Source organism: Acidiferrobacterales bacterium (assembly GCA_028820695.1).
GTDB lineage: Bacteria > Pseudomonadota > Gammaproteobacteria > Arenicellales > JAJDZL01 > JAJDZL01.
The window spans coordinates 1-11,884 of the sequence record JAPPIB010000047.1; the positions used below are offsets into that span (position 1 = coordinate 1).

Annotated in this window: 7 protein-coding genes, 1 tRNA gene and 1 pseudogene; 2 read left to right on the forward strand and 7 right to left on the reverse strand. The window is 44.7% G+C overall.

Features of this window, described 5'->3' with window-relative positions; translation table 11 throughout:
• The 5 genes from OXI60_07400 to OXI60_07420 all read right to left on the reverse strand — a co-directional run.
• The coding region (locus OXI60_07400; protein MDE0309638.1) for a hypothetical protein at nt 1-539 on the reverse strand (539 nt) is incomplete at its 3' end.
• A 114-nt stretch (nt 540-653) separates the two neighbouring features.
• On the reverse strand, nt 654-3,485 hold the full coding sequence (locus OXI60_07405) for a type I restriction endonuclease subunit R (GenBank protein MDE0309639.1): 2,832 nt from the start codon (nt 3,483-3,485) through the stop codon (nt 654-656).
• A gap of 3 nt (nt 3,486-3,488) precedes the next feature.
• On the reverse strand, nt 3,489-4,127 hold the full coding sequence (locus tag OXI60_07410; GenBank protein MDE0309640.1) for an abortive infection family protein: 639 nt from the start codon (nt 4,125-4,127) through the stop codon (nt 3,489-3,491).
• A 12-nt stretch (nt 4,128-4,139) separates the two neighbouring features.
• On the reverse strand, nt 4,140-5,315 hold the full coding sequence (locus OXI60_07415; GenBank protein MDE0309641.1) for a restriction endonuclease subunit S: 1,176 nt from the start codon (nt 5,313-5,315) through the stop codon (nt 4,140-4,142).
• A 2-nt stretch (nt 5,316-5,317) separates the two neighbouring features.
• Nucleotides 5,318-6,889 (reverse strand): type I restriction-modification system subunit M, encoded by a 1,572-nt coding sequence (locus OXI60_07420; protein MDE0309642.1) that lies wholly within the window; start codon nt 6,887-6,889, stop codon nt 5,318-5,320.
• A 130-nt stretch (nt 6,890-7,019) separates the two neighbouring features.
• Between OXI60_07420 and OXI60_07425 the strand changes: the two genes are divergently transcribed.
• Complete coding sequence (locus tag OXI60_07425) at nt 7,020-7,592, forward strand: hypothetical protein (GenBank protein ID MDE0309643.1); 573 nt, start codon at nt 7,020-7,022, stop codon at nt 7,590-7,592.
• Between the two features lie 396 nt (nt 7,593-7,988).
• A pseudogene (locus tag OXI60_07430) lies at nt 7,989-8,413 on the forward strand (recombinase family protein).
• A 1,224-nt stretch (nt 8,414-9,637) separates the two neighbouring features.
• Here the strand turns inward: OXI60_07430 and OXI60_07435 are convergent.
• Nucleotides 9,638-9,714: transfer RNA gene (locus OXI60_07435), tRNA-Ile, on the reverse strand.
• A 165-nt stretch (nt 9,715-9,879) separates the two neighbouring features.
• Nucleotides 9,880-11,631: a DNA primase gene (dnaG, locus tag OXI60_07440; protein MDE0309644.1), complete on the reverse strand. Its 1,752-nt coding sequence runs from the start codon at nt 11,629-11,631 to the stop codon at nt 9,880-9,882.
• Nucleotides 11,632-11,884: the final 253 nt, after the last annotated feature.

Consider the following 11,884-nt stretch of genomic DNA (forward strand, 5'->3'; position numbering starts at 1 on the left):
CTGGTACGACAAGTCAATGCAACATATGGCAAATGAAAAAATTTGACGCACACCCGTGCGGCATACAACGCTCCGATCTGAGGTGGTCGCAAACCTGGTTGAAGTACACCTGTATCACTACGAACTTCTTCTTGAAATTTGAACTTCTCTCGCCACGAGTGTCGAACACACTGACAAATTTCAATCGCATCATCGAGTGAAATTTCTCCAGCTAGTCGGCCCTTAGGCCGAAGCCAAGTTGTTTCTCCATATTTGCTATTTCTACTAAGATCCTCTGGAGATGCACACTCAGGGACTACAACCACATCCTCACCTCTTAAGTTCGAAGTTGTCTTCCTCGGCAAGAATACAATGGACTTGTTCTCGGCAACTTCAGCAACCAACCCGGTCACTCGACGGTATGAGTATGGATTTACAACAACATGCTGTTTTGTCTCCAAGCTCCCAATCTTTTCAATATCGTTGCCAAGGACTTTCCCTTTAATTTCAAACCGGCGGGGTATGTGTATTTCTACGAGATTTTTCAATGATTCAGCCATATAAGTCGTCAATTTCTCATGTTATCTGAATTTATGATCCGCGTATACTGCACGTATACAAAAGAGAAAACGTACAGTTCCCGTCTTTCGTGTGGTGGGTGATAATCTGCAAATCTATCCAATTCCATCAAAATAAATTTCGACAAATTCTTTGACCTTGTCGATAACTCTGGTGGCAATTGGTATTCGTTCAATTAATCTTGGTTTTGAAAGCAGAACATTGATGATCTCTTGTGTCAATGGGGTTCTTTCAGTGAAGAGGAATTCGTCGATAAGGTTTTTCAAGCCCACTTTCTCCAAACCTTCCGATTGTGCTAATTTCTGCATAGCGATTTGAGTCTCATCGTCCCAATAGTTCGTAAACGATTCACGTAAATTGCCACTCTCGCCTTGGAATAATTCAGGCATGTGCTCGGCTATGAAACGCTCAATCAACTCCTTCTTGCTTCGGAGTTGAACCTCAGTGTCCAGTATTTTTGATATGAAGGCCAGGGTTTTCTCCTGCTCCTTTTCCTTGGCATCGCGCAATTCTTCCAGAAGCATCAGAATGTAGCCAACATTGATTTCATCGCGACGAATCAGCTCCAGTTCAAAATCAAGATCAGCAAGTATCGAAACTGTCTCTTTCGTCCTCTCGTTTTTGGTTTCTTCATACAGGTCCAGGTACTTACTCTGATAATCGGTAAATTCCTGCTCATCAAGATTCAAGTCGCTAAACTCAAATTCAGTATAACAAGTCAGTACATTTTTTTGCCTGATTAGATCTCGGAATAATTTAATAAACTCTGCTTTGTCATCTTCTGTCTCCAAGTCGTTCACTGCGTCAACGGTAGGTACCATTTGCTTTAACGCCGCAACTGCATCATTGAACTGCTTGACATAGAATTCATAAGGCTGCAATACAACTTCCTCAATTGCCTCCTTGTTCGCAAAGAGCTCAATCGCCTGATCAGTTGCCGTTTTCAGATTTCGAAAACAAACCACATTGCCTTGTGATTTCTTTGTTCCCAAGATGCGATTGGTACGGGAAAAAGCTTGAATCAGACCGTGATATTTCAGGTTCTTGTCAACATAGATCGTGTTCAGATACTTGCTGTCAAACCCGGTCAGAAACATATTGACCACGAGCAGAATATCCACGCGTCGGTCCCTAACCTTTTTGCCAATGTCCTGATAGTAACTGTAGAAACTCGCTGTCGAATAATTAGTCCCGAATGCTTCGTTGTAATCCGCTATGTACTCTTCCAGTTTTTCTCTGCTGTGTTTGTTTCCTGTACCAGCACCGGTATCAGTCAAATCCGTTTCCAGAAATCCCGCTTCATCTTTATCATCTTCGTTGACTTGATACGAGAATATCGTCGCAATCTGCATTTGCTGATTCGAACTGGCTATCTTTTCCTTGAACGCGTCGTAATACTTGATTAGTACCGGTATCCCTGAAGTACAAAAAATTGAAGTAAACTCCTTGCCATGAGTCTTGCGCTTGTGATTGTCCATGAGGTAATCGACTATTGCGTCAATTCGTTTGTCCGCCTCCATGGCTTCGACCGTATCAATCGCTTCGACTTGTACGTCGGTCACTCCATCCTTTTGTCTTACCGTCTGAATGTAATCGACTGCGAACTTAAGCACATTGCCATCCCGTATGGCATCGGTGATGATGTACTTGTGCAGACAATCGTCAAATAGATCTTTGGTTGTTCTTTTTCCGTGTGCAACCGTACTCGAATTCTCGGCAAATATCGGAGTACCGGTAAAGCCAAACATCTGCGCGTTTGGGAAGAAGTTTCGAATCTGATTGTGTGTTTCCCCAAACTGACTTCGATGGCATTCATCGAAGATCAGTATTACTCTTTTTTCAATCAATTCATTCGGCAGCTGATTTGTAAATTTTGATCTGCCAGTAGCAATACTAAGTTTCTGGAGCGTTGTTACAATTAACGAAGTATCGTCTTTGAGTTGCCTGACAAGAACATTGGTATTGCCGGTTGCATCGACACTGCCAGCACTGAAGCTGTTGAACTCCCTGATGGTCTGAAAGTCGAGATCTTTGCGGTCAACAACAAACATCACCTTATGAACATCAGGGGATTGTGTCAGTATCTGAGCTGCCTTGAATGAGGTCAGGGTTTTACCTGAACCCGTGGTATGCCATATGTAGCCATGCTTTGAAGTGTTCTTTACCCTTTCTACGATTTTTTCCACTGCATAGTACTGATAAGGACGAAGCACCATCAGCATCTGCGTGCTTTCGTTAAGCACGATGTATTTTGTAATGAGTTTCGAAAGCTGGCACTTTTCCAGGAATGTTTCTGCGAAATCACTAAGCTGGGTAATTTTTAGGTTGTCTATATCACTCCAGAAAAACGTTTGCTTGAAGTCCTGTTTGCTGTTCGGATTGTTAGCGTAATATTTCGAGTTGACACCGTTGCTGATAACGAATATCTGAATGTAGCCGAAAAGACCGCTGCCGGCCTGATAGGACTCTCTCCAATATCGGAGCGTCTGGTTAAATGCGGCTTTGATTTCAAGGCCTCGGCGCTTCAGTTCAATCTGGACCAGTGGCATCCCGTTGATCAGCAGTGTCACATCGTAGCGATTCTGGTACTTGCCTCGCATCGCTACCTGGTTAGTCACCTGGTACTGGTTCTTACAGTAGTGAATCTGATCGATCAGCTCTATGTGAGAGACCTTGCCGTCATCTTTGGTGTAGTCGATTCTGTCTCTTAAAATCTTGGCTTTTTCAAAAATATTGCCGCGGTTGAGTTTGTTTAGAACCTGCTTGAATTCTTGATCCGATAAATCGATCTTGTTGTGTTTCTCCAGCTGTTGCTTGAGATTCGCAATGAGTTGTTCTTCGTCTTCGATTCGAACGCGCTCAAAACCCAACGTTTCCAACTGCTGGATCAGAAGGTTTTCGAGTGCCTGTTCGGATTGAGTAGACATTTACTATTCCGGGTTGAACTCAGAACGCCAGTTTTCAAGCCATTCCTGATACCCAATAGGGTCTTGATCGTAAAGTGCTTTGCTGTAGGACAATCCCCCCTCAATTGGATGAGACTCATCGGTCGCCAAATTGAAATCGTCGTTTCTACTGTAGTCGAGATCAGAATCAGTTGGGAAATGATTCAGATTTTCGAGTTTTCTTAGCATGTATGTACCGATACTATCCGTGATACCTGCCACCATTTCAGCAAGATCAGCATCGCTCACCTGCTCTTTTAGCGATGCTCTTCCGTGACTGACGTCACTGTGCTGATTTCTGATCTCTCCCAGGTATTTAACTGCTGCACCCATTCGTTTAATGAAATCGGGGTCGAACCTGAAATCTCTGCCACCCTTTTCTTCGATTGCATTTAGTGCCCATTTGAAGAGATTGTCGAAATTCGACGAATTCAATCGAGAAAGAGGTTCTTGTGTCAGCAGATGAATAACAAGTTTCGATATGCCTTCGAGAATCGCTTTACAGCTTTCAATTGAAATGTCCGGTCTTTCTTCAAGATATCTTTCGATTAATTCACAGTGACTTTCGTAATTGTTCAACCGGTGCTTCTTTAACCTCTTGATTTCTTGTCTGAGTTTTTCCATTGAGCGAAACCGCTACACGAACATCTGTTGTAGCAGCCCTTTTTTAAACATTCTGGTGTGGGTGATGTGCTCTGCTACGAGTTCAATCTTGTTGTCGACTGAAGAGAGGATATTGGCTATCTTATTTTGCTCTCGGTAATAAGGTAGACGGATTGGCATTTCAATGAACATTGGCAGTCGTAATGACTTCATCGTAGAACCTACTGCTACCGATGGAAAGTAATTTCTATTATGGGTAAGAGAGTAAAACACAAACATTGCAGATACGCCTTGAAAATTCATGATCGCATAGGATCTTTGATGAAGGTCAAATTTACCTACGTAGTACTTAGGCAAGAACTCTTTTCCCTCACCAGCGACAATAATCGCTTCACCATCAAAAATGTACTTGGTGCTAGCCCGAATATCTTGAGACCGATCAAAAAAAGCGTATTCACCCACCTCGTAAGAATCTTCTCTGTTCGATTCACCATTCCGTGTCGTAGTGTGTTTTCCTAATTTACTAATTTCCCACTCCGGATACTCCTCCCCCTCATCATCCTTAAACCGAATTTCCTTACTGAATAGCTTCTGCATCAGGCCTTTCTTGTATTGCTCAAGCAGGGACTTTTTCTTCTCCAACTGCTCAATTCTTGTGTCGACTGACGAGAGGAAGTCGGCGATTTTTTGTTGTTCTTCTATGCACGGTAGTGACAATTGCAAGCGACGGAGTCCTGTGGCGTAGAGATGAATTACTGATATTCCTTGTGCAAAACGAGAAATATCCTTTCTCTTCTGATTCAAACAATAAGCAAGAAAAACTCCATTTTGCTCACTTCGGATAATGTTGATATCTCCACCTAACGCCACGTTGTCGAGAAGAACACAAGATGCAGATACTATGTCCAATGCAGTTTCGCCTGATGCTGGAATAATTACATCGTTTTGTTTGCTAAACACAAGCGTGGAGGCACAAACATTTGTTGCCGAAACTACACTTGATATTACTTCTCCATAGTGAGTGTAAAGCTCCCCATACCGTATGCATTTCAACTTGCCATCGTCAACAATTTCTTCTTTGGAAATTCCTCTTCCTTTACTGAACTTTACGCAGTCTCCTAAAAAATATTGAATCCAATCTGGATACTTCTTACCCAGGCTATCCCTGAACCGAAGTACTGGTGATCTTCTGCTGGAGTCCAAGCTCATTTTCACTCTACCGAAAAAGGAGTCGCAATATCCAGTTCCCGACAGAATCTCAAGATAACCGCATCATTTTGTTTCATCTCTGATTCCAAAGAATGAATCTCCTTAGCTACAGCACTTAGGTCAACCGGCTCTTCCTCCTCAAACGTATCCACGTAACGAGGAATGTTCAGGTTGTAGTCGTTCTCAGCAATTTCTTCAAGACTTGCAACATAGGAATATTTCTCAATCGTTTCCCACTTCTGGTAAGTCTCAACAATGCGCTCTACATGTTCATCAAGCAGCTTGTTTTGCTTCCCTTCCTTCTGAAAATCCTGCGACGCATCAATAAACAATATTTCATTGTCATTGACTCTGCACTTTTTGAATACCAAAATACATGCTGGAATTCCGGTTCCGTAAAACAATGCTGGCGGCAGTCCAATGACCGCATCCAGATAATTCTGATCCTGAATGATGTACTTTCGTATTGTCTCCTCGGCCGCCCCCCGAAACAGCACACCATGCGGCAGCACAACCGTCATAGTCGCATTTTCCGCCATGTGATAAATCATGTGCTGCACAAATGCAAAATCCGCTTTTGTCTTCGGTGCCAACCTGCCATACTGACTGAATCGATCATCGTTTTCGTTTAGCGGATTGTCACCGCTACTCCAATTTGCCGAAAATGGAGGATTAGCGACAACTGCTTCAAATTGCATGTCACCATGCTGAGGATTTTCCAGAGTATCTTCCTGACGGATATCAAAATGGGAGTAATGAACATCGTGAAGAATCATATTCATTCTCGCAAGATTGTAGGTCGTGCGATTCAATTCCTGCGCATAAAATAAGCTCACGTTAACTTCTCTGGCAACTCGCAGCAATAAAGAACCGGACCCGCAAGTGGGGTCATACACATCCTTGAGTCTTTGCTTATCCAACGCAACAATTTTTGCCATCACCTTCGACACTTGCTGAGGCGTGTAAAATTCACCCGCCTTTTTTCCAGCTCCAGATGCAAACTGCGCGATCAGGTATTCATAAGCATCACCTAATACATCAGATTCGGTTTCTTCCAATCCAAAATCGATTTTGTCCAAATGCAATAGAACCTTGGCAATCAGTGTATTTCGTGCGTTGGGGCTTCGGCCTAATTTCGTACTGTTAAGATCGAGATCTTCAAATAACTTGTTGAAATCATCTTCACTCTCAGTCCCCATTGTGCTCTGTTCAATGTTGTTGAGAATTGTCGTCAAGTCATCCAGGATGAAGTTGCTTTCTTCTTCAAGATTGGCGTTGCCCTTCTCGGCGATAACAGAAAACAACTCTTCGGGGGGAAGAAAATATCCGAGCTGTTCTAATGATTCATCGCGAATCGCTTCGATGAGTGCGTCGTCCGTAACTTCGGTAAATTCCTTTACTTCCTCAGTTTCAAGAAGTTTATTTGCAAAAAGATGTTGTTTTTCAGACAGGTACTTGAAAAATACAAACCCCAGAATATAGTCGCGGAATTCATCCGCATTCATATTGCCACGTAGTTCGTTGGCAATCTTCCAAAGTTGTTTTTCTAATATTTGCTGTTGTTCTGAGGTCATAGTGAGGAAATTCGCGAGTAATTGGCTTTTTGATTTTGAGCTTTCGTTAAACAGGCGTTGATTTTACTCTACACGGAATTTCAACTCTATGCGTTTGACCCCCCTCTGTTTATAATAGGAGACATCTATCATGAACAAGACTGAGTGGACATTATCTGAAATAGCCAAGTTGCTGCAACAACCGCAGCATCGGTTAATTTATCTCTGCGAAAAAAGGGTAATCACTCCGGACTTTTCCGATGCAAAGGGACGCGGCTCCAGCAGAAGGTTTTCAACAAGAAATGTTTTTGAATTTTCAATTACCTTGGTTCTCAGTGATTTTCATTTTCCCACTGCGCTCTCGACGAACATACTCTACGTGCTTCGCGAGTTTGAAGAGTCAGTAAGTAAAACGATCGATAATTTCAACCTTCCTGATGCGTTGATGGTAGATGGTTCGCCAGAAATTGTCGGAATAATCACCAACGGAACATTGTTGTATTTTGCGATTGGTGCCCCGGGCAGACCAAAAAAAATCTACGGTGGAGTAGACATTAGCGAGAACAACGAAAACTGCACATTTTCACTACAGGAAGTCGAATCGTCGCAAATGACTCAAAATGCGCAATTTCTCACCTCTTCCAGCACTTCAAATCTTGCCCGATTTGAGTTTAAACTAACGAATATCGCCCGCTCCCTGATGCTGGAAATTCAATCCCTTTGATTGTTTCGATTTAATTCCAGTTGGGGTTGCAACACGACAGCGTGTTTTTCCATCCAGTGCCAACACTTGATACGTTAATTCAATGTGCAACTGACCGTCGTCTTTAACGCGTTGCGTTAATGCAACATCACACAAACCGAATGGCCATTGATTTCGAATATCCGGTGTTCTATTGGTATTATCTGTGAATTTATATATAATAGACATTGTCTATTATTAAATAGATTTGACAAGCAAATCAATGAAACCATCTAAACAACAAGACCGAACCAACCAACCTGACATTTCATGTCGTCCGCTGTTAGACCATCTGGCCGCGGAACTCGCTAAAGAGTATGTGCGGTTGATGAAAATGTCAGAAACCGAAAGTCAGAATACTACTGAGGAGACTTATTCATGCGTGCTGCAATTTATGCCCGCTACAGCACAGAAAGTCAACGTCAGGAAAGCATAGAAGATCAAATCTTCACCTGCCGTCGCCTAGCACGCAAACGAAACTTTACTGTACTTGACGACCACATCTACACCGATCACGCACAATCTGGCTCCACAAAGACCGCTTCGGTCTCAACTCCATGATCGCTGCGGCAGAAAGTAAATTGTTTGATGTTGTGCATGTCGATGATCTCTCCCGTCTTGCCAGAGATAATTTCCTTATGCTGTCAGTGTTGGCTGATTTTCAATACGCCGGAATTCGTGTGATTTCAGTAGCAGACAATCTTGATAGCTATGACGAGGAATCAACACTTGGAATTCAGATCCGAGGAATCTTCAACGAGATGCAGTTGCGTGATCTCAAGAAAAAACACTTCGAGGATTGATTGGACAAAAGCAGCGCGGCTTTTCTGCTGGAGAGCGAACCTTCGGTTACAAATCGGTGCCGTCCGGAATAATTGTCACGGATAAAGAAGGATGATCTCGTCCTGAAGGCTGCAAGATTGAAATTGAACCGCGTGAAGCGGATATTGTTTTAAGGATTTTCCGCGAATATTCGCAAGGTAAGTCGCTTAACAGCATCGTGAAATGCCTCAACAAAGAGGGTGTTCGCGGCAGAAAGCATGAGAAGAAAAACTGGGCCACAAACACCGTAGCCCGCATGCTTGATAATGAAAAGTACATCGGCAAATGGGTCTGGCATAAGTCCGAAAACCGTCGAGACCCGAAAACGGGTCGTACTCGCAAATTTCCCAAGCCTGAATCAGAGTGGATTACCCAGCACGATGATTCTCTAAGAGTCGTTTCCCAGGACCTTTGGGAAAACCGTTCTGACAAAACGACAAAAGGTGGCAAAAACTTGGCCAGGACAGAAAGGGAAGCAAGGATTTTCTAGAAAACAGGGCCGGATTCAGGAACACTACCCAACTCATTTGCTTGCAGGTTCTATGACCTGTGATGCATGCGGTTCAACCATTAGCCAGATGAGTGGAAAAAGTGGCGGCTACTACGACTGCCCGAACGCTCGAAAGAACTCCTGTGACAACAAGATTATTGTCCGTCGGAAGTTAGTTGAAAAGGTGGTGATCAATGAAGTTAAGCGAATGATTTCGTCTCCTGAACAAATTTCTTATCTCTTCGAAAAACTTGAATCTGAAATTGCTAAACATTGCTCCGATATTCCCGAATCCATTCGGCGAAAAAAGGCACAAGTACGTGAAGAGGAAAAGCGATTGGCAAACTACATCAACTTCATCGGTGAAGGCAATGCTAGCCGAACACTCAATGAAGCATTGCTGGAAAGCGAGACTAAAGTGGATACATTGCGTTCGAAACTTGACAGCCTGCGTCAAGCAAAAGAAAAGATATTCAAAGCCCCCTCATCTGAGTGGATTGAGTCTAGACTTTCAAAATTCAACGAGGTGCTGGAGATGAATACCGGTGAATCAGCAATGGCACTCCGAAAGCTTCTTGGGCCAATGAAACTAAAACCGCAATATCCTAGATGCGGCAAACCCTACTACATTGCGCATTCCTCAATCAATGCGCTTGCAATCACCGAACCATTGCCTGGCAGTAACGTTACTGACAACGGTTCGGGATCATTCCAATGGTGGGCCCGGAAGGATTCGAACCTTCGACCAATGGATTATGAGTCCACTGCTCTGACCGACTGAGCTACGGGCCCGAGAAATTCAGCACGTATTGTATTTGATTCGGGAGAAGTTCCCGCAAGGTTAACTGCAATTTGGTTTGAAAGTACCGCCAATTGAAATCTTCAATCAACAGCTGGCTGCCACGCCGGCGATCAATATCGAATTCTGAAATGAGACTCGACGAGTCGGATGCCACGCTAATGTCTGCTTCCGGATAAGTGTCTGCTTTGAAGACCGTCCTGAATCTCCCTGAGTTCCTCAGCAGTCAGTTCTGGCTTCATCGTTAAACTTCTTCTCCCCTCGTCAGCGACCCGCTGATACAGTTTCTCGATCATCCCCTCAAACTCACCTTGCAGGCCACCCGGTGCGACATTGTGCTCAAGCTTGGCGAATTTCTGCAATATCGCAAAGTGCTCAGATTCCCTGAAATTCTCAATCAACGCTGCGGTCGTGATGTTCGGATGCTCCTTCAATAACCCAATCACTTCAACCAAAAGCCGTACATTGGAATCTTTAAGCACCTCTAATTCACTCAGGCTTGTCCGGGACCATCCGAAGCTGGGATTTTGCACGAGAACAGCCAGCGCTTTTGATGCAAGATCCAAGGGTCCGGTTCGGGTTGATTTTGGCACACTTCGCTGCGGACCGCGATGGGTTGAAGTTTGCGATAACCTGGACGAAATGAAGTGCTCGCTCAAGCCCGTCTTCTCCCTCAGATCACTCAACATCAACTCGCGCAGGGAAGAGTCCGGCATATGGACAAAAATAGACTTGAAGTCCTCGATCAGCTTTGCTTTTCCGTCATGACGGTTCATGTCGGTTCTGTTCTCAAGCACATCAAATATAAAGTCAGCGATCGGTTTTCCGCTGAGAATACGGGCCTCAAGTGCATCCTTTCCCTCCTCCCTGATCATGGAATCGGGATCCTCACCCTGCGGCAAAAATACAAAACTCACCAATCTGCCGTCGTACATCATCGGAAGCACCGATTCCATCGCGCGCCACGCCGCTTTTCGGCCCGCACGATCGCCATCGAAGCAAAAGACGAGCTCGTTCGCCGTCCGAAATAGCTCCCTGCCATGATAGGGAGTGGTCGCAGTACCCAAAGTGGCAACCGCGTATTCCACACCACCTTGTGCCAGACCCACGACATCGGTATATCCCTCGACAATCAATACCTTTCCGGCCTTCCGTATGGCGGGCAGCGCGGCCGAAAGGCCGAACAGCTCATTGCTTTTCTTGAAAAGCATCGTTTCCGGTGAGTTCAGGTACTTCGGCTCACCTGATCCGATGACCCGGCCTCCGAAAGCGATGACGCGTCCGCGTCGATCCTCGATCGGAAACATGATCCGACCCCGAAAACGATCATAGTATCCACCACCATCCTTTTTGGTGATCAAACCTGCCTTATCGAGCAGATTCCGCTCGAAATCATTTCTGCCAAACTTATTCAGGAGAAAATCCCATTCGTCCGGCGCATACCCAATTCCGAACTTAAGTGAGGACTCGCGCGTGATCCCGCGCCCTTTAAGATAATCGCGTGGAACCGAGTTTTCGGCGCGATGCAACTCAGTCTTATAGGCAGACTGAACATTGGACATCAGTTCGAGCAGTTTTTCAAAATCGCCACTGACCGGCCGTCCCCATTGGGTGGCAGGGACCTCCATGCCAACTGCTGAAGCCAGATCTTCAATCGCCTCACGGAACTGCAGATTACCGTATTTGATCAGGAACGAAATAGCAGTCCCGCTCTCACCGCAACCGAAACAATGGTAGAACTGCTTTTGGGGATTGACAAAAAACGAAGGAGTGCGTTCATTGTGAAACGGGCAGCACGCCTTGTATTCACGGCCGGACTTGGTCAGCGGTACACGGGAATTGATGACATCTACAATATCAACTCGGGCGAGGAGCTCTTGGATGAATTCTGATGGGATTTTACCTGGCACTTGGCGGTTCTGATCTGTCAGGGGAAGTACGACAATTTCACGTTCATTGTACCAGACATTCCGACCGAACAACTTCTGAAAGTCTGGCAGATTTTATCCAGCCAGCGCCAATCTCCCAAACCATCGCACGCCTGACCCATCCGGACACAGTTTGCCTTTGTCGGACTTGCACGATCGACGAAAATCACAGTCAATACCCCCTGAAATCGCGTTAGAGCATTATTTTCGCATCAACAGCCCGATTCTGGCGTAA

What these genes read in the sequence shown, in the direction of transcription:
- OXI60_07405 (MDE0309639.1), bottom strand. Translation starts at nt 3,485, where the DNA reads ATGTCTACTCAATCCGAACAGGCACTCGAAAACCTTCTGATCCAGCAG.
- OXI60_07410 (MDE0309640.1), bottom strand. Translation starts at nt 4,127, where the DNA reads ATGGAAAAACTCAGACAAGAAATCAAGAGGTTAAAGAAGCACCGGTTG.
- OXI60_07420 (MDE0309642.1), bottom strand. Translation starts at nt 6,889, where the DNA reads ATGACCTCAGAACAACAGCAAATATTAGAAAAACAACTTTGGAAGATT.
- OXI60_07425 (MDE0309643.1), top strand. Translation starts at nt 7,020, where the DNA reads ATGAACAAGACTGAGTGGACATTATCTGAAATAGCCAAGTTGCTGCAA.
- OXI60_07415 (MDE0309641.1), bottom strand. Translation starts at nt 5,315, where the DNA reads ATGAGCTTGGACTCCAGCAGAAGATCACCAGTACTTCGGTTCAGGGAT.